The 18671-nt window shown below is 72.5% G+C and carries 18 protein-coding genes; 13 read left to right on the forward strand and 5 right to left on the reverse strand.

The window, feature by feature from the left end:
- Window positions 1-3: 3 nt before the first annotated feature.
- Window positions 4-861: an HAD family hydrolase gene (locus RT054_RS08255; RefSeq protein ID WP_312718305.1), complete on the reverse strand. Its 858-nt coding sequence runs from the start codon at window positions 859-861 to the stop codon at window positions 4-6.
- Window positions 862-987: 126 nt separating this feature from the next.
- Window positions 988-2022, reverse strand: a complete 1035-nt coding sequence (locus RT054_RS08260; RefSeq protein ID WP_313023025.1) for an aspartate-semialdehyde dehydrogenase — start codon at window positions 2020-2022, stop codon at window positions 988-990.
- Window positions 2023-2244: 222 nt separating this feature from the next.
- Here RT054_RS08260 and RT054_RS08265 point away from each other — a divergent pair, with 222 nt between their 5' ends.
- Window positions 2245-4125 carry a cation:proton antiporter gene (locus tag RT054_RS08265; protein WP_312718301.1) on the forward strand — a complete coding sequence of 627 codons (1881 nt, stop codon included), beginning with the start codon at window positions 2245-2247 and terminating at the stop codon, window positions 4123-4125.
- A gap of 173 nt (window positions 4126-4298) precedes the next feature.
- Here the strand turns inward: RT054_RS08265 and RT054_RS08270 are convergent, their stop codons facing one another.
- Window positions 4299-5090: a hypothetical protein gene (locus RT054_RS08270; RefSeq protein WP_313023026.1), complete on the reverse strand. Its 792-nt coding sequence runs from the start codon at window positions 5088-5090 to the stop codon at window positions 4299-4301.
- Window positions 5091-5271: 181 nt separating this feature from the next.
- Here RT054_RS08270 and RT054_RS08275 point away from each other — a divergent pair, with 181 nt between their 5' ends.
- The 5 genes from RT054_RS08275 to RT054_RS08295 all read left to right on the forward strand — a co-directional run bounded on the left by RT054_RS08275 (window position 5272) and on the right by RT054_RS08295 (window position 10945).
- Window positions 5272-6540, forward strand: coding sequence for a homogentisate 1,2-dioxygenase domain-containing protein (locus RT054_RS08275; protein WP_313023027.1), 1269 nt, complete (start codon window positions 5272-5274; stop codon window positions 6538-6540).
- Window positions 6537-7445: a hypothetical protein gene (locus RT054_RS08280; RefSeq protein WP_313023028.1), complete on the forward strand. Its 909-nt coding sequence runs from the start codon at window positions 6537-6539 to the stop codon at window positions 7443-7445. Before RT054_RS08275 ends, RT054_RS08280 begins: the two co-directional genes overlap by 4 nt.
- Entirely contained in the window at window positions 7442-8638 is a 1197-nt protein-coding gene (fahA, locus tag RT054_RS08285; protein ID WP_313023029.1) for a fumarylacetoacetase, read from the forward strand. Before RT054_RS08280 ends, fahA begins: the two co-directional genes overlap by 4 nt.
- 205 nt (window positions 8639-8843) lie before the next feature.
- Window positions 8844-10313: a DHA2 family efflux MFS transporter permease subunit gene (locus tag RT054_RS08290; protein ID WP_313023081.1), complete on the forward strand. Its 1470-nt coding sequence runs from the start codon at window positions 8844-8846 to the stop codon at window positions 10311-10313.
- Between the two features lie 80 nt (window positions 10314-10393).
- Complete coding sequence (locus RT054_RS08295; protein WP_313023030.1) at window positions 10394-10945, forward strand: LiaF domain-containing protein; 552 nt, start codon at window positions 10394-10396, stop codon at window positions 10943-10945.
- 54 nt (window positions 10946-10999) lie between these two features.
- Here RT054_RS08295 and RT054_RS08300 read toward each other — a convergent pair whose 3' ends face one another.
- Window positions 11000-12106 (reverse strand): PfkB family carbohydrate kinase, encoded by a 1107-nt coding sequence (locus RT054_RS08300; RefSeq protein WP_313023032.1) that lies wholly within the window; start codon window positions 12104-12106, stop codon window positions 11000-11002.
- 277 nt (window positions 12107-12383) lie between these two features.
- Between RT054_RS08300 and RT054_RS08305 the strand changes: the two genes are divergently transcribed.
- Together RT054_RS08305 and RT054_RS08310 are read left to right on the forward strand one after the other, a co-directional pair.
- Window positions 12384-13331, forward strand: a complete 948-nt coding sequence (locus RT054_RS08305; RefSeq protein ID WP_313023033.1) for an NADP-dependent oxidoreductase — start codon at window positions 12384-12386, stop codon at window positions 13329-13331.
- 36 nt (window positions 13332-13367) lie between these two features.
- Complete coding sequence (locus RT054_RS08310) at window positions 13368-14000, forward strand: TRIC cation channel family protein (protein ID WP_313023034.1); 633 nt, start codon at window positions 13368-13370, stop codon at window positions 13998-14000.
- A 72-nt stretch (window positions 14001-14072) separates the two neighbouring features.
- Here the strand turns inward: RT054_RS08310 and RT054_RS08315 are convergent, their stop codons facing one another.
- Complete coding sequence (locus RT054_RS08315; RefSeq protein ID WP_313023035.1) at window positions 14073-14642, reverse strand: TIGR01440 family protein; 570 nt, start codon at window positions 14640-14642, stop codon at window positions 14073-14075.
- A 273-nt stretch (window positions 14643-14915) separates the two neighbouring features.
- On the opposite strand from RT054_RS08315, the gene RT054_RS08320 reads away from it, so the two are divergent.
- The 5 genes from RT054_RS08320 to RT054_RS08340 all read left to right on the forward strand — a co-directional run bounded on the left by RT054_RS08320 (window position 14916) and on the right by RT054_RS08340 (window position 18535).
- Complete coding sequence (locus RT054_RS08320; RefSeq protein WP_313023037.1) at window positions 14916-15311, forward strand: hypothetical protein; 396 nt, start codon at window positions 14916-14918, stop codon at window positions 15309-15311.
- 50 nt (window positions 15312-15361) lie between these two features.
- Window positions 15362-15799 carry a hypothetical protein gene (locus tag RT054_RS08325; protein WP_313023038.1) on the forward strand — a complete coding sequence of 146 codons (438 nt, stop codon included), beginning with the start codon at window positions 15362-15364 and terminating at the stop codon, window positions 15797-15799.
- On the forward strand, window positions 15796-16098 hold the full coding sequence (locus RT054_RS08330; RefSeq protein ID WP_313023039.1) for a transcriptional regulator: 303 nt from the start codon (window positions 15796-15798) through the stop codon (window positions 16096-16098). The genes RT054_RS08325 and RT054_RS08330 overlap by 4 nt, the downstream gene beginning before the upstream one ends.
- Window positions 16099-16280: 182 nt before the next feature.
- Window positions 16281-17105 (forward strand): HAD-IIA family hydrolase, encoded by an 825-nt coding sequence (locus RT054_RS08335; protein WP_313023041.1) that lies wholly within the window; start codon window positions 16281-16283, stop codon window positions 17103-17105.
- A 68-nt stretch (window positions 17106-17173) separates the two neighbouring features.
- The gene (locus RT054_RS08340) at window positions 17174-18535 is read left to right on the forward strand and encodes a YihY/virulence factor BrkB family protein (RefSeq protein WP_312718279.1); all 1362 of its coding nucleotides are present in this window, start codon (window positions 17174-17176) and stop codon (window positions 18533-18535) included.
- Window positions 18536-18671: the final 136 nt, after the last annotated feature.

An 18671-nucleotide genomic window follows, 5' to 3' on the forward strand; every position in this document is an offset into this window, starting at 1 on the left:
TCGTCACATGCCGGAGTCCTCGAGCAGGGGCAGCAGGGCGCGGGCGACGCCGTCGGCGTCGTTGGACCCGCAGGTGTCGGTGGCGGCGTCGCGCACCTCGGGCGGTGCCCCGGCGACGGCGAACGAACGCCCGGCCCAGGTGAGCATGGGGACGTCGTTGGGCATGTCGCCGAAGGCCCAGACCTGGGAGGCGTCGATGCCGCGACGTTCGCACCAGGCCGCCAGCGCGCTCGCCTTGCTCACCCCCGACGGACCGATCTCGGCGAGGCCGCATGCGCCGGAGTAGTTGACGACGGCCCGGTCCCCGACGACATCGCGGACCCGGTCGAGGAACGCGAGGCCCTCGGGCGTCTCGGCCGAGGGGCGCAGATCGGCGCCAGGGTCGTCGGTGTGCAGGCGGGCGAGGAGCTTGCCGATCCCCCCGAACGCCGTGACGTCGTCGCCGTCGAGCGGGCCGTGCGTGGCGCCGGCCCCGGCGAGGGCGAGATCGACGGCGCCGTACGCGTCCTCCCGATGCATGCCCCGCGCGTGCTCGAGGGCGAACCCGATGTGCGGGATGGCGGCGCGGAGGTCCGCCACGAGGGCGCGGACGTCCTCGACGCCCATGAGGTCGGAGCGGACGACCCGGCGGGCGTTGACGTCGTAGAGGAACGCCCCGTTGGCGCAGATCGCGTAGCCGTGTCCGCCGACGGCGTCCGCGAGGGCGTCGATCCAGCGGGGTGGGCGAGCGGTGACGAACAGCGTCTCGATGCCCGCGGCCCACACGCGTTCGAGGACGCCGCGGGTGAACGGCGTCACCCGTCCACGCGGATCGAGCAGGGTGCCGTCGAGGTCGGTGGCGACGAGCCGGGGGGCCGACATCCTCATCGATCCTCTCCCCCTCTCACACCGGAGGTGATGCTCTCTCTCACACCGGAGAGTAGTGCTGACACCGGTGGCGACGCGCTCCGGTTCGAGCGCCGACCTCCGGTTCGAGGTGGGATCGCGTCACCGGGCCGCGAGGAGCCCCTCGGCGATCTGCACGGCGTTGAGGGCGGCACCCTTGCGGAGGTTGTCGCCGACGACGAAGAGCACGAGGCCCCTGCCTTCGGGGGCGGCCTGGTCGGCCCGGACCCGCCCGACGAACACCTCGTCGCGGCCGGTGGCCTCGAGCGGGTTGGGGACGTCGGCAACGATGACGCCCGGCGCGGCGCCGAGGATCTCCAGGGCGCGTTCGGGGGTGATGTCCCGCTCGAACTCGGCGTGGATGGTGAGGCTGTGCCCGCTGAAGACGGGGACACGGACGCACGTGCCGGAGACGCGCAGGTCGGGGGCGTGGAGGATCTTTCGCGACTCGTTGCGGAGCTTCTGCTCCTCGTCGGTCTCGCCGGAGCCGTCGTCGACGAGCGACCCGGCGATCGCGACGACGTTGAACGCCACCGGCACCTCGTAGACGGTCGGCGAGGGCAGGGTGAGGGCGTCGCCGTGGAGGGCGAGGTCCTTGGGGTCGCCCGCGGCGTACCCGGCGCGCAACTGGCTGTCGAGCTCGTCGAGGCCCTTGCCGCCCGAGCCGGAGACGGCCTGGTAGCTGCTCACGTGGAGCCGGACGAGACCGGCCTCGTCGTGCAACGGCTTCAGCACGGGCATCGCCGCCATCGTCGTGCAGTTGGGGTTCGCGACGATGCCCTTGGGGATGTCGCGCAGGTCGTCCGCGTTGACCTCGGAGACGACGAGGGGCACCTCCGGGTCCTTGCGCCACGCGCTGGAGTTGTCGACGACGGTCGCCCCGGCGGCGGCGACCTTGGGGGCGTACTCCTTGCTCGCCGAGCCGCCGTTGGAGAACAGGGCGATGTCGATGCCCGAGAAGTCGGCGGTCTCGGTGTCCTCGACCGTGACGTCACGGCCCGCGAAGGGCAGGGTCGTACCCGCCGATCGCGCCGAGGCGAAGAAGCGGATGTCGTCGAGGGGGAACTCGCGCTCCTCGAGGAGGGTCCGCATGACGTTTCCGACCTGGCCGGTGGCTCCGAAGACAGCAACACGCATGGGACCAGCGTACGAGGGCGGTCCACCTGCCGGTACGAACGACTCGAAGGATGGACAACGATTCGGTGAGCACTGCGGGACGGTCTCGGTGCGGCGGGTGCGGCCGGGCTGTGGCGGCGGAGGGGGACCTCGGGCGATGACGACGGCCGGCCCGGCCATCCGGCCCCCGGGGGCGGCGAGCACGATCGCAGCACAGGTGGCGCGCGCATTACCTTTACGCCCATGGAGCAGTTCGCCGGGTGGCTGTTGGCCTTCGTCGTCACGGTCATCATCGTGGCGTCCTGGTGCCGGAGTCGAGGGCTGCCCGCGCCGCTGGTGCTCACCGCACTGGGGCTCGTCGGCAGCTTCGTGCCGTTCATCCCGCACCCGCAGCTCAGCCCCGACCTCATCCTCACCGGACTCCTGCCGCCGCTGCTCTACGCCGCGGCGATCCAGGTGAGTCTCATCGACTTCGCCAAGGAATGGCGCGCGGTGCTCGTGCTCTCCGTGGGGCTCGTCATCGTCACGACGCTCGCGGTCGGCGCGGTGGGGGTGTGGCTCCTGCCCGTCCCGCTCGCCGTGACCCTCGCGATGGGAGCGGTCGTCGGTCCGCCGGATGCGGTCGCGGCGACCGCCGTCGGTCGGCGCGTGGGCCTTCCCCGACGGCTCGTCACGGTGCTCGAGACCGAGTCCCTCGTCAACGACGCGACGGCGATCGTGCTCCTGCACACCACCACCGCGGCGATCGTGGGGAGCGTCACGGCCGCCCAGCTCGGCTTCGCGTTCGTCCTCTCGGTCGCCGGAGGGCTCGTCGTGGGGTTCCTCGTCTCCCGTCTCGTCGGGTGGCTGCACACGCAGACCGACGACCAGCTGACGAGCACGGCGATCTCCCTCGTCACCCCGTGGGTGGCGTTCCTGCCCGCCGAGGCGATCCAGGGGTCGGGGGTCCTCGCCGTCGTCGTCGCCGGTCTCCTCATCGCCCACCGCGCCCCCGAGCAGATGTCGGCGACGGCCCGCCACGCCACCCGCCTCAACTGGAGCACGGTGCAGTTCTTCCTCGAGAACTCGGTGTTCCTGCTCTCGGGGCTGCAACTGGCCGTCATCGTCGCCTCCGTGCGGGAGTCGCGCCTCGGCGCAGGCCCCATCGCCGCGCTCTGCGTCGCCGTGTTCCTCACCGTCGTGCTCGTGCGTCCGCTGTGGATCTTCGCGATGGCGTGGCTGCTCAACTCCCCGGACAGGACCGGCGCGACGATGACGAACGGCGAGCTCGGGGTGCTGTCGTTCGCGGGGATGCGCGGCGTCGTCACCCTGGCGGCGGTGTTCATGCTGCCGCCCTCGACACCACACCGGGAGGTCGTCGAACTCGTCGCGATGGTCGTCGTCGCGGGCACGTTGCTGCTCCAGGGGCTCACGTTGCCGCTGGTCGCGCGGCGTCTCGGTGCGAAAGGCCCCGACCCGCGGGCCGATGCCCTCCACGGCAGCGCCCTCCTGCGTCGTTCCGTCGACGCGGGGCTCGCCGAACTCGAGGAACTCCAGGCCGACCCCACGACGGCCGTGAGCGACCAGGTGCGGCAGGACCTCGTCGGCCGCTCCACCCGCACCGTCAACGCCGCCTGGGAGCAGCTGCGCGGCGGCGCGGGAGAGAAGGAGGCGCCCGGCGAGGCCTACCGTCGCGCCCGGCTCGCGATGATGACCGCCGAGCGGCGAGAGATCCTCCGCGCCCGGGACGCGGGCGAGGTGGACAACGAGATCATCGTCCGCCTGCTCGCGACCCTGGAACTCGAGGAGACGATGCTCCTGCGTCTCACGGAGCGGGCCGAACGCTGGTCGGCCGCCGCCGACCTCGTCGCCCCCGAAGGCAGCGGCGACGGCTGCGAACACCTGCGCCGGACCCGCCACCGACACCCCCGGCCGAAGAGCACCACCTGCCTCGCCTGCCAGGCCAACGGTGACGACCCCGTCCACCTGCGCCTCTGCCTCACGTGCGGTCATGTCGGTTGCTGCGACTCCTCCGTCGGACGCCATGCCACCCGGCACTTCGAGGAGACCGGACACCCGGTCATGCGCTCCTTCGAGGAGGGCGAGGCCTGGCGCTGGTGCTTCGTCGACACGATCCTCGGGTAGAGCCGAGGACCGTGCACCGCCTCCTCGCCGAGGCACCGCCACCTTCGCCCATGCACTCCCTGCAGGGGGGGCTTCGCCGGAACCGCCGGTGCACCCGCGAACACGGGGTGCGTGGACGTCACCCAGGGTCGGCATCCGTCGGCGTCTCGGCCCGCCCGTGGCGGCCGACGGCCTCACGCCTGGGCGGGACTGTGGGCGAGGACGACGCAGCCGGCGACGGCGGCGATCACGCCCATCACGGCCGCCGCCTCCCAGCCCGGGCGCACGGCGTCGCCGAGCACGGCGACGCCGACCGCACCCGGGACGACGACCTCGACGACCCAGAGCGCCGCGGTCGCCGGGCCGACGTCGCCGCGCTCCAGGGATCGCGCGTACATGAGCGCCCCGAGCCCTCCGCCCACGACGACGACCCACGTCATCGGCTCGCCCGGCAGCTCGTGCCAGTGCCCCTCGCCGAGGTGCAGGGCACGTGCACCCAGCGCGGCGAGGGAGAACCCGAGACCCGCGCACACCGCGACGGCGACGGACGTCCCCCGTGAGTAGAGGAGCACCGAGGCCACCACGACGACACCGGCCACGACGACCATCACCGTCGAGAACCAGGCCGGCGGGGTCCGGGTCGACTCCGCCGCTGCGGACGCCGACACGAGCAACAGTCCGACGGTGACGACGCCGACGGCGACGACGTCCCGGCGCGTCGGGCGGAGGTGGAGGACCGGCAGGGCGAGGAGCACCGTCACGGCCAACGAGCCCGCGAGAAGCGACTGCACGACGAACAGCGGCAGGGTCGCGAGCGCGACCACCGACAGCACGAACGCGACTCCGTCGCCGACGAGCCCGGCCAGGTAGAAGGGGTCGACGACCACCCGCGGCCCCGTCGCCCGCCGAGCTGCGTACGCCTGGAGGACGGAGGCCACCCCGTAGACGACCATCCCACCGACCGCGGCGGCGTATCCGGTCCACATGCGTCCATCCTGCGCCCACGGTGCGCGAGGAGTTCTCTCGACCACGAGATGCGTGGCGCCCCGGCCGGTAGTGTCGTGTCACCTGCATCACAGCCGGCGGCCGCCCGTACACGGCCTGCCCGCGGGGCACGCTGTCGGCACACCCGGTGGCCGTGCGCACGTGGCTCGAAGGAGACGTCGAATGCCTTATTACCGCTCGATCGGCTCGGTGCCGCCCAAGCGTCACACCCAGCACCGCGACGCGGCCGGCGACCTCTACTACGAGGAGCTCATGGGCGAGGAGGGCTTCTCCTCGGACTCCTCGCTGCTCTACCACCGCAACATCCCCTCGGCCCTCGCCGACGTGCAGCCGTGGGATCTCGGCGACACGAGCCTCACCCCCAACTCCCCGCTGCGGCCGCTGCACCTGCGCCTCCACGACCTGTTCGCCCCCGGGGACGCGAAGGGCGTCGACGCCGTGCGCGGGCGCCGTCTCGTGCTCGGCAACGCCGACGTGCGCCTCTCCTACGTCGCCGCGGACGCGGTGAGTCCCTGGTACCGCAACGCGATCGGCGACGAGTGCGTCTACGTCGAGCGCGGCGGCGCCCGTCTCGAGACGGTGTTCGGTGCGTTCGACGTGCGCGAGGGCCACTACGCCATCCTTCCGCGGGCGACCACGCACCGCTGGCGTCCCCTCGTGGAGGGCGACGCGGACTACGCCGAGCCCTTCCGCGCGATGTTCGTCGAGGCGAACAGCCACGTCGGGCCGCCGCGGCGCTACCTGTCCACGCACGGCCAACTCCTTGAGCACTCCCCCTACTGCGAGCGCGACTACGTCGTCCCCACCGCTCCCCTGCTCGCCGAGGACATCGACGAGGACCCCCGCGCCCACACGGCCGTCCACATCAAGCACCGCGGCACCGGCCCCTCGGGCATCGGCGGCACGATCCACACGGCGCCGTTCCATCCCCTCGACGTCGTCGGTTGGGACGGCTGCCTCTACCCGTTCCTCTTCCACATCAGCGACTACGAGCCGCTCACCGGCCGCGTGCACCAGCCGCCGCCGACGCACCAGGTGTGGGAGGGCCACAACTTCGTCGTCTGCAACTTCGTGCCGCGCAAGGTCGACTACCACCCGCTCGCGATCCCGGTGCCCTACTACCACTCCAACGTCGACTCCGACGAGGTGATGTTCTACACCGACGGCGACTACGAGGCCCGCAAGGGATCCGGCATCGCGCGCGGGTCGGTGTCCCTGCACCCCGGTGGTCACGCCCACGGCCCGCAGCCCGGCGCGATGGAGGCCTCCCTCGGCGCGGAACGGTTCGACGAGACGGCCGTCATGGTCGACACGTTCCGACCCCTCGACCTCGGCGAGGGCGCGCTGGCCTGCGACGACGGGCGGTACCAGTGGTCGTGGACCGGTGGCGAGGCGGGCACCGACGCGCCCGGCCCCGGAGGCGCGCGATGACCGAGCGCACCCCCGACCCGCACCGATATCGCATCCCGCCGCACCTCGAACGGCTCTGCGACGACGCGGCGATCTTCCCGCCCGGCAACGCGCCGCTGGACGTCGCGCTCGCCGCGCACGTCGACGGCTCGTGGTCGGCCTACCGCCGGTTCCTCGGCCCGCTCATCGTCTCCGCCGACCGCCTGGACGAGCTCGCACCCCTCACGGCCGACCTCCCACCGCACTCCCTGTGGTTCGCCGTCACCGTGCCCAGCCCCGAGGCGCTCGGCGACGCCCTGTCGAGATCGCTCGCGATGCCCGCGATCCGGCTCGCCGGCGCCGAGGTCGCCCTCGCCGCCGACACGACGCCCCGGCACCTGCCGCGCCACCTCGCCGCCGCCCTCGTCGAGGCCGGGGTGTCGAGCACGGAGATCTACGTCGAGGTGCCGCGCGACGACCGACGCGACGACGTCCTCGACGCCCTCGCCGACTCCGAGTTCGACGCCAAGTTCCGCACCGGCGGCATGCGGGCCGACCTCTACCCCGGCGAGGAGGAACTCGCCGACGCGATCCTCGGCGCCGTCCGCCGGCACCTGCCGTTCAAGGCGACCGCCGGCCTGCACCACGCCATCCGCAACACCGACGCCGAGAACGGCTTCGAACAGCACGGATTCCTCAACCTCTTCCTCGCCGTCGACGCCGCCCGCCAGGGTGTCGACAGCGAGGAGAACGGGCTGCGCGACCAGCTCGCCGCCACGCTCGCCGACCGCGATCGGGACGTCGTTGCAGAGCGCGTCGCCGCCCTCGAACCGTCCCGGGCGATGGCCGTGCGCGCCTCGTTCACCTCGTTCGGGTGCTGCGGCGTCCGCGAACCCCTCGACGAGCTCACCGCCCTCGGCCTCATCGACCCACCAGGAGCGTCATGACCACCCCCGTCGTTCCCGCCGGCTCCGGCTTCGGCCTCGCCAACCTTCCCTACGGCGTGTACTCGACCAGCGAGAACGGGGAGCGGCGCTGCGCCACCCGCGTCGGCGACACCGTCGTCGACCTCGCCAGCGTGCTCGATCGGCGCGACCGCGCGGCCCACGCGCTCTTCGCGAGCGGCAGCCTCGCCCGGTTCATGCGCACCGGTCCCGCGAAGTGGGCGCAGGTACGCGAGGAACTCCAGCAGATCCTCACCGGCGACGTGCCCGACGGAGCGCTCCACCCCGCCGACTCGGTCCACATGCACCTGCCGTGCGAGTTCGCCGACTACGTCGACTTCTACGCGAGCGAGAACCACGCCGCCAACCTCGGCCGCCTCTTCCGGCCCGACAACCCCGACCCCCTCATGCCCAACTGGAAGCACCTCCCGGTGGGCTACCACGGTCGGTCCTCGACGATCGTCCCCTCCGGCGTCGACGTCGTGCGCCCCAAGGGTCAGCGCAAGGGGCCGAACGATCCCGAACCCGTGTTCGGGCCGAGCACCCGCCTCGACATCGAGGCCGAGATGGGGTTCGTCGTCGGCGTCGGCAACGACATGGGCACCTCGATCAGCACCGAGGACGCCTCGAACCACCTCTTCGGCGCCGTGATCTTCAACGACTGGTCCGCCCGCGACATCCAGGCCTGGGAGTACGTGCCGCTCGGCCCGAACCTGGGCAAGAGTTTCGCCAGCTCGATCAGCCCGTGGATCGTGCCGATGGCCGCGCTCGCCGACGCCAAGGTCGACACCCCCGTCCAGGACCCCACCCCGCTGCCCTACCTGCGGATGGACTCCCCCTGGGGTCTCGACATCGAGCTCGAGGTCGAGTGGAACGGGCAGGTCGTCTCCCGACCGCCGTACGCGACGATGTACTGGTCGCCGGCCCAGATGCTCGCCCACCTCACCGTCAACGGCGCCCGCACCCGCACGGGCGACATCTTCGCCTCCGGCACGATCTCCGGCACCGAGAAGGACCAGCGCGGCGCGTTCATCGAACTCACCTGGGGGGGCAAGGAACCCGTCACCGTCGGCGGCGAGGAGCGCACGTTCGTCGAGGACGGCGACACGATCGTCATCCGCGCGACCGCGCCCGGCGCAGGCGGCGAGCGCCTGTCCTTCGGCGAGGTGCGCACGACGATCCTCCCCGCGCGCTGATCCACCCCCTCGGCGGCCGGCCTTCCTCACGGGAGGCCGGCCGTTCCCGTCCGGGGCGCGAGGGATCGGCTGCCCGCGACCGGGCGTACCCTTCCTCGGGGACGTGTCCGCCGTCCCGCGACTCCCCATCGAGACTCCCGGAGGGCCCGTGGCCGAGAACGTGTCGTCGGACGGCATCGCCCCACCCCAGCCCGAGCCCTCCCCGATGCGGCCGGATTCCGAGGCCGTCGAGAACCCGTGGCCGGCGCTGTGGGCACTCGTCCTCGGCTTCTTCATGATCCTCGTCGACGCGACGATCGTCTCGATCGCGACGCCCGCCCTCATGTCCCACTTCCAGGCGGGGGTCACCGAGGTGCTGTGGGTGACGAGCGCCTACCTCCTCGCCTACGCGGTGCCCCTGCTCATCACCGGCCGACTCGGTGACCGGGTGGGACCCAAGCGGGTCTACGTCGCGGGCCTCGCGGTGTTCACGTTGTCGTCGCTGTGGTGCGGACTCACCGGCTCGATCACGGGGCTCGTCGTCGCGCGCGTCGTCCAGGGCCTCGGCGCCTCGCTCATGACGCCGCAGACGATGTCGGTCATCACCCGCACGTTCCCGCCCGACCGCCGCGGCGGCGCGATGGCCCTCTGGGGCGCCACGGCGGGCATCGCCTCGCTCGTCGGCCCGATCCTCGGGGGGTTCCTCATCGACTCCCTCGGGTGGGAGTGGATCTTCTTCGTCAACGTGCCCGTGGGGATCCTCGGGATCGTCCTGGCCTGGCGACTCGTCCCCGACCTCGCCACCCATGCGCGCAGCTTCGACTGGGTCGGCGTCGCGCTCTCGGCCGTCGGGCTGTTCTGCGGGGTGTTCGCCATCCAGGAGGGCTCCACCTACGACTGGGGGACGATCGTCGGCCCGATCTCGGTGCCCCTGCTGCTCGTCGTCGGCGGGGTCCTGCTCGCCGCGTTCGTGTGGTGGCAGTCCCGGGTGCCCACCGAGCCGCTCGTGCCGCTGTCGCTGTTCCGGGACCGCAACTTCTGCCTCTCGAACATCGCGATCACCGCCGTGGGCTTCTCGGTGACCTCCTTCGCGTTCCCGTTCACGATCTACGCCCAGACCGTGCGCGGCCTCACCCCCACGGGCGCGGCCCTGCTGCTCGCGCCCCAGGCCGTCATGGCCCTGATCCTCGCCCGACCCGTCGGCAAGCTCGTCGACAACACCCACCCGCGGATCCTCGCGGGGATCGGCACTCTCGGCTGGGCCCTCAGCGTGTTCACCCTCACGCGCCTCATGGTCCCCGGCTCCCCCACCTGGGCCATCCTGCTCAACGCCGTCGCGATCGGCACGTTCAGCTCCTTCGTGTGGGGCCCGCTCGCGACCTCGGCGAGCCGCAACCTGCCGCGTGCACTCGCGGGCGCCGGGTCGGGCGTCTACAACACCACCCGGCAGATCGGCTCCGTGCTCGGCAGCGCCGCGATCGCCGCGCTCATGCAGGCGCGGATCTCGGCGCAGCTGCCCGGCGCCGGCGGCGGGGTCGGTCCGGCGGCGATGGGCGCCGGAGGCCACATGCCTCCCGCCGTCGCCGAGAGGTTCGCGACCGCCCTCGCCCAGACGATGCTCCTGCCCGCCGCGGTCCTGCTTCTCGCGTGGGTCGCGGCCCTCTTCTACGAACGGCCCCGCCACCTCGCCCCCTGACGCCGTCACGCCACGTCACGTCGCGACGGGCGGCGCCCGAACCCCACCCCCACGGGACGAGCCGCGGATAGCGTTGGTGCATGACGATGCCACCTTCGCCGCAGGACGACGTCCCTCGCCGGAACCCACGCCCGATCGACGGAGCAGACGTCGACGCCCCGATGCCGGTCATCGGCGAAACCGGCATCCACCGACCCGGTGGGGAACTCACCCCGCGACGGGCCTCGCCTCCCCTCCCCGCGGGCCGCCCCGGCGGATCGACGATCGTCACGGTGTTCGGCGACTGCCGACGCCGCGGCGCGTGGCGGGTGGCGCCCACGACGTCGGCGTTCAGCGTGTTCGGGGACATCGAACTCGACCTCCGCGAGGCCGTGGTCGACCACGAGACCGTCGACCTGCGGTTGTACACCCTCTTCGGCGACCTCACGCTCATCGTCCCGCCCGGATGGGAGGTCGACGTCCGCGGCGTGCAGATCTTCGGGGACCAGAAGGACAAGACGCGCCGCGCCGCCCCGGGGCCGGACGCGCGCACCGTCGTCCTCTCGGCCTACGGGGTCTTCGGCGACGTCACCGTCCGGACCCTCGAGATCGGTGAGGAGCCCCCGAAGTGGTGGAAGCGGCAGAAGGGCTGAGGGAGAGCGCCCACCTGGGCCGGCGCGACCGCCCAGGCCGGTGCCGGAGGCCGCTCACGGCCCGGGCGGCGCCCCGCGACGGATGGCGGTGGTGACGCCGCCGGGGCCCCCCGCCCGCGCGGCGACCGCCGGCGCGTCCGCCAACCAGGCGCGGGTGCCTCGGACCTCGCACGAGGCCGAGGCGATCGCCGCGGCGACAGCGAGCGGATCCTCCTCCCCTGCCGCGAGCGCCCAGGCGTAGGCACCGTGCAGGGCGTCCCCGGCGCCGAGCGTGTCGACGACCTGCACCGACGGCGGGCGGGTGGCCCCCACGACGACCTTGCCGGCCTCGCGCCGCCGCCACCGGATCGCCCCGTCACCGGCGGTCACCGCCGCGAATGCCGCACCCTCACCTGCACCGGCCCCGGCCCCGGCGAGTCGGTCGAGCACCCGGGCGAGCCGGGTGTCGACATCGTCCTCGACCCCGTCGAGCCGAAAGGCGCTCGAGGCGATGACCTCGGTGCAGCGGGGCACGATCCGACCCATCGCCGGCCTCCACCTCCCGGCGTCGAGCACACGCGGGACCCGCGACCCCGCGAGGTCGAGAGCACGCTCCGCCAGGTCGGGATGGTGACCATCGACGAGCACGATGTCGATGTCGGTGTCGATCTCGATGTCGGTGTCGATGGCGGGGATGTCGATGTCGGTGTCGACGGGAGGGTCGACGACGGGCGACGCCGACCCGGCGACGGGCGTCCTCGGGGTGGGACCACCGTCGGCGACGACGTGGTGAGCGGACTGAACCGCATCGAGGCCGACGACGCGGCGGGTGCCGTCGGCCTCGACCGTGACGGAGGAGACCGGCGGGCTCATCCCGTCACGCGCGACGTCGAGGAGTTCGACCCCGCAGGCGCGGAGGTCGGCGCGCACCACGTCGGCCGTCGGACCCGAGCCGACGCGGGTGAGCAACAGCGCTTGCCCCCCGAGCGCGGCGAAGGTGACCGCCGCATTGAGGGCGGGACCGCCGGCCGCCACGAGTTGCCATGTCGCCGTGACCTTCTCGTCGGGGCCGGGAGCGCGGTCCACGTGGCTGACGATGTCCAGCGTCGCGAGCCCGGCGAACAGACCACGCACCCGCCTGGTCGCCGGCGCTTCAGGGGCGTGTGGATCGACGTCGATCACCGTGACTCCTCGGGCCGGACCGTGTGACGCAGGGGGTCCCGCCCATGATGCCTCCCGTGCACCGCCCCGTGGCCCGCCCGCCCCGACTCGCCCTGACTCGCGCCATCCGGCAGGGACGCGGTGGTGGTCGGGGTGCCGGCCGGGGTGACGGCGGGCGACGAGGGGCACCTCGTCCCCGGGGTGAAGGGCGCTCTTCACCCGCTCAGGTCGACCGTCCGTCGGTCCGATTCGCCGACCACCCTTGGGCTCACCCCGGGGGACGCGCAAGAATCGGACCATGCGTGCAGCCGTGATCCACCGCTTCGGCGGCCCCGAGGAATTCGAGATCGTCGACGACTTCCCGAACCCCACCGCGGGCGAGGGCGAGGTCGTTGTCCAGGTGGCCGACGCCGGGGTCAACCCGCTCGACCACAAGATCCGCGACGGTTCTTCCGGCATGGCGGCGCAGTTGCGCGATGAGGACTTCCCCCTCGTCCTCGGCCGCGAGTGCGCGGGCACCGTCCACGAGGTCGGCCCCGGGGTGAGCGAGTTCGCTCCCGGCGACCGCGTGTTCGGCATGGCGCCGCTGGACCACAAGGGGCACTGCTACGCGGAGTACGTCTCCCTCCCGCAGAGCGCGCTCGCCCACTCCCCCGACGGGGTCGACGACGTCGCTCTCGCCGGACTCTCCCTCGTCGGACTCACCGCCTGGGTCGCGGTGCAGGACCTCGCGCACGTCGGCCCCGAGGACGTCGTCCTCGTCCACGGCGGTGGCGGCGGCGTCGGGTTCATGGCCGTCCAGCTCGCCCGGGAGGCGGGGGCGACGGTCTACGCGACGGCCTCGGCCCGCAACGCCGAACGACTCCGCCAGGTGGGCGCGACGCCGGTCGACTACACCTCCGAGGACTTCACCCAGGTCACGCCCCGCCCGAGCGTCATCATCGACTGCGTCTACATGGGCACCTATGAGCCCTCGATGGACCACCTCGCGGAGGGCGGACGGCTCGTCCTGCTGCCCTCCCTCGCCGACATCGGCCCGGCCAAGGAGCGCGGCATCGACGTCTCGATCCCCCGCATCGCGCCCGACCGGGAGCGTCTCGACGCCCTCGGCGCCGCGCTGGCCGACGGCCGACTCACGCTCACGATCGCCGAGGTCCTGCCGCTGGCCGAGGTCGCCGAGGCCCACCGCATCGTCGAGGCCGGCCACACCCCCGGCAAGATCGTCCTCGACGTGGCCGGTGGCTGAGCCCGGCCCGCCGCACCGACCGACCGGACGCGACGCGTGAGCCTGCTCCTCGCGGTCGACCTCCTCGGGGTCTTCTGCTTCGCGCTCTCCGGCTGCCTGCTCGCCGTGAGCCGCGGGTTCGACATCGTCGGCTCGTTCCTGCTCGGCCTGCTCACGGGTCTCGGCGGTGGAATCATCCGCGACGTCATCCTCGACGGGTTCGTGCCGACCGCGTTCGACCGTCCCGTCTACCTGGTCGCGCCGCTCATCGCGACGATCGTCGTGCGACTCGGCTGGATCACACCCGGACGCTTTCACCGCACCCTGCTGCTCTTCGACGCGGGCGGACTCGCCCTGTTCAGCGTGAGCGGCACGCTCATCGCGCTCCGTCACGGCCTCAACCCCGTCGGCGCCACACTCATGGGCGTGACGACCGTCGCGGGCGGTGGCCTCCTGCGGGACGTCGTCGCCCGCGAGATCCCACAGGTCGTCCGGATCGACGGTGGCCTGTACGCCGTTCCCGCGGCCATCGGCGCCGCGCTCGTCGCGACGTCGGCCACTCTCGGCTTCAACCCCCATCTGCGGGTCGGACTCGGCGAGCTCGTCGTCATCGCCCTCGTGTTCGGGTTCCGGGGGCTGGCTCTGCGACAGCGGTGGCAGCTCCCCCAGGCCGGACCGACGACGACCTGAGGGACCCCTGCGCGCTCGGTCGTCGGCCCAGGGCGCCCGACGCCCGGCTCACCCCGCGGGAGATCGTCCCGGTCAGAGTCGGTACTGCGCCCGTTCCCCGCCGATCAGTCTGGGTCGACTGCGGAGGGCGGTGACGCGCGCGCCACCGACCTCGGACGTCGCGAGTCGCACGGGGATCTGGACGAAGCGCACGTGCATCCCGACCTCGGTGTCACCGATGTCGAGACCGGCGTCGGCCACGACGTGCTCGACCATCACCGGGTCGTCGGCCGCGACGAAGGCGGCCCGGCACACCGCACCTCCCGCCTGCAGGGCGGGCACGACACTCACCACCTCGAGACGCTCGGCCCGGGCGTACTCGGCCTCGACGACGAGGGCTCGGTTGATGTGTTCGCAGCCCTGGACGGCGAGACGGACGCCGCGGTCGAGGGCGACAGGGCGGATGCCCGCGACGACGGCCTCGCCGACCTCCGCACTGCCGGCCTTGCCGATGCGTCCGCCGCGGATCTCGCTGCTGCTCGCCCCGAGGACGACGAGCCCACCCTCCGGCACGGCGGCGATGTCGAGGAGTTCGCGCATCGCGGCGCCCGCGCGGGCGGCGACGTCGCCGAGATCGAGGGTCGAGGTCTCCACCTGGTCCATCACCCCAGTCTCGCGCGGTCGCCGCTCCCGCACCCGCCGAATCACCGCCCCACCACCCTCCACCGATGGACGCGGCCTGCGGGACGGATGGGGAACGCGCTGGTCTCGCCGGGAGAACCCTGTTCGATCGTCCGTCGTCCCATCGCGCCCGACGGGACGGTCGGGCACCCCCGAGCGTGATCTCGATAAAGTACTTGCCCGTATGGCAAGTAGTTGCTACGGTTCGAGTGTTCTCGACGAGAGAACACGACAGCCCCCGAAAGGATGCCGACCATGAGGAACACCACCACTGCGACCATCTCGGCCGACCTGCGCGTTCTCGAGCAGGGCCTCATCGGCATCGGGCTGGCGTTCGGATCCGCCGTCCTCGTCGTGACGGCGACCGAGGGCGTGCCCGTGGCCCTCGGACTGGGGATGGCCGGCTGCCTCGCCGTCATCGTCGGCCTCGCACTCCGCACTCGCCGGGTGCCCGTCGCGCCCGAGCATCGCCGGCTCGGGCAGAGGGGGATCGCCGGAGCGACGGCGGTGTACGCGTTCGCCGTCGCACTGTTCTCGGCGGGCCTGCTCGACCAGGGAGCGGCGCTCATGATGGCGATGGCCACGGCCACCCCCGCCCTCCTCGCCGCCCACGCCGTCTCACGACCCGGCCGTGTGGCCCCCACCTTCTGACCCCCCGCCGAACCAGGACCCGATCCCCCGCCACCACGAGAGGACCGATGATGACCGACCCCACCCGCCCCACCCCCGACGAGGCACGACGCGCCCTGGACGAGGCCTCCGGAATCCGGGTGCTCTCCCACCGTGACCGCCACGTCCTCCCCCGGGTCCTGCTCGGCGTGGGGGCGGCGATGGCGGTGCTGCTCCCGCTCCTCAAGGCCACGGGTGGCCACCCGTGGGGCATGGGTCTCGCGCTCCTCGCCTACCTCGTCATCCTCGCCCTGCTCCTGCGCTGGCAGCGCACCGTCACCGCCGCCCCGCGGGGCTACGGCCTCCGGTACGGCCTGGGCATCGCCGGGGCCTCCGCGATGTACGGACTCGGATGCGCAGTCATCCCCCAGGGTGCCTCGTGGTCGGTCACCGCCCTGTTCTCGCTGCTCACGGTCCTGCCCGCCCTCCTCGGGGCACGCGCCATCACGCGACTCGGGAGGGCCGGATGACGCTCGAACACGCCCGCCACCGCCTCGACGAGGTCATCCATGCCCCGGTGCGCTTCAGCATCGTCGCCGCATTGGCCAAGGTGGATCAGGCCGAGTTCAAGGCGGTCCGGGACGCGGTCGAGGTGAGCGACTCCGTGCTCTCCAAGCAGGCCTCGGCGCTCGAGGCGGCCGGGTACGTGCGCATCAAGAAGGGCTACGTCGGCAAACGTCCGCGCACGTGGCTGTCCCTCACCCCCGCGGGGCGCGCCGCGTTCGAGGCGCACCTCGCCGCGCTCCGCGAGATCGCCGGGTCGGCCTGACCCCCTCCACCCGCGACGCCCACTCCACGGGCAGGCCTGCCCGACCGGCGCCGACCACGAGTCCGGGTCCTCGCCCATCCCGGCCCCACCCATCCCGGCCGCGCATCTCCGCGCTGTGCGTCTCCGGGCCGCGGAGGTCGGGTCCCTCGGACACCGGGCCCGGGACGCGAGAGACTGGCCCCATGGCGATCTCACCCGAACCGGCGAATGCCGCACCCGTCGACTCCTGGCTCACCGACATGGACGGCGTCCTCGTCCACGAAGAGGAGGCGATCCCCGGAGCCGCCGAGTTCATCGAGGCGCTCAAGAGCAACGGGCTGCGCTTCCAGGTCCTCACGAACAACTCGATCTACACCCCGCGTGACCTGCGAGCGCGGCTCCTCGGCAGCGGGATCGACGTGCCGGAGGACGCGATCTGGACCTCGGCGCTCGCCACCGCGAGCTTCCTCGCCGACCAGCGGCCGCACGGGTCGGCGTACGTCATCGGAGAGGCCGGGCTCACGACGGCGCTGTACGAGGCCGGGTACACGATGAGCTCCCGCAACCCCGACTACGTCGTCCTCGGCGAGACCCGCACGTACTCCTTCGAAGCGATCACGACGGCGATCCGGCTCATCGACCGCGGCGCCCGGTTCATCGCCACGAACCCCGACGTCTCCGGCCCCTCGCCCGAGGGCAAGCTCCCTGCCACCGGCAGCGTCGCCGCCCTCATCACCGCCGCCACCGACCGCACCCCCTACTACGTCGGCAAGCCCAACCCGCTCATGATGCGCACGGCGCTCAACCGGATCGAGGCGCACTCCGAACACACCGTGATGATCGGCGACCGGATGGACACCGACGTCATCAGCGGCCTCGAGGTGGGGATGCGGACCATCCTCGTGCTCTCCGGGTCGACGAGCCGGCAGGAGGTCGAGTGGCACCCGTTCCGGCCCACGCGCATCGCCGATTCCATCGCCGACGTCGTCGACCTCGTGCACGAGCGCACCCGCCGCGACGAGGAGTGATCCCGCCCCGGCGGATCCGCGGGGTGGCGTGACGTGCCGGAACGGCGTGTCCTGGCTACGTTTGTCCCATGTCGACCGCGCACAGCGACACCGCGAATCGTTCCCCGGGCCACGCGCCGGGGTCTCCCACGCCGTCATCGAGCCCGTCCTCGAGTGGCCACGACTCCTCGGGGGGTGAGTCGACGCCCAAGAAGCTCATCGAGACGATCAAGGAGTCCCGGCCCGTCCGCGCCGTGATGCGGTTCGGCAAGGCCCGTGGCAGCCTCCTCGCGGGTGGCATCGCCTACACCTCGCTGTTCTCGATCGTGTCGGCGCTGACGATCGCCTGGACGGTCTTCGCCGCGACGCTGGGCGGCGATCCCACGCTGCGCGCTCAGGTCATCGACGCGGTCAACGACGCGCTCCCCGGCATCCTCAAGGACGGAACCGGCGCGGGCATGGTCGACCCCGACTCGCTCGTCCTCGACACGGCGCTCAACCCGGCGTCGATCATCGCGGCGCTCGTGCTGTTGTGGAGCGCGGTCGGGCTCATGACGAACATCCGCTCCACCGTGCAGGCCATGTTCGGCATCGTCGCCCCGGCCGAGAACTTCGTCATCGGCAAGCTCCGGGACCTGCTCGGATTCATCGTCATGGCCCTCGGCATCGTGCTGTCCTCCACGCTGGGCTCCGCGGCCGGCACGATGGGCGGCGTCGTCCTCGGCTGGATCGGGCTCGGGGACAACCCGATCATCGGGTTCGTCCTGCGGGCGGTCAGCCTCCTCGTCGCCGCCGCGGTCGCGGCCCTCACGTTCGCGTTCCTCTTCCGCGTGACCGCGGCCGTGCGTCCGCTCAAGAAGGACCTGTGGCTGGGGTCGGCGATCGGCGGGCTCGTCGTCCAGATCATCCTGGCGCTCGGTGTCGGGATCGTGAAGTCCGTCAGCGACAACCCCCTCCTCGCGGCGTCGGCCTCCCTGGTCACCCTGCTGCTGTTCGTCAACCTCCTCGCCCAGGTGCTCATGATCGTCGCGGCGTTCACGGCCAACCCGCCCGCGCCCGACACCCCGCAATCCCCGGAGGAGGTCCACTTCAAGGAGACGCCCAACTTCGTCACCCTGTCCGACCCCCGGACGCTCGAGTGGAAGCACCAGGACGTCACCGGCCAGATCGACGTGGACGAGACCCTGCGTCCGGGCTACAAGGCCCCCAAGGGACGCGACCGCAAGCCGGGCACGTACGACCTGCGGCCCGACGGCGAGCCGATCGACGAGGTGCTCGTCAGCCCGTGGTCGGTGCGCAGCACGATGCGCAAGGCCCGCAAGCACGAGCGGTCCGCCGTCGAGCTCCGCGCGCGCCTCGGGCAGCGTCCTCGCTTCGAGGCCGCCGAGCTCGAGTACTGGAAGCGCCGCGGGATCACGGGTCGCTTCAAGAAGAGGCACAAGAACGCCTGAGGCCTCGTCCGCCCGAGCCTCGACGCGCACGTCGACGCGCCCCCTGCCACCGTCGCGGGGGGCGCGTCCGCGTTCCGGTCCAGGCGCCGAAACGCTCGTGGTGCGGGCTTGCCGGGCGGCGTGCGCCGCCGAGGTG

It is taken from the genome of Mobilicoccus sp. (genome assembly GCF_032060985.1).
Classification (GTDB): Bacteria; Actinomycetota; Actinomycetes; order Actinomycetales; family Dermatophilaceae; genus Mobilicoccus.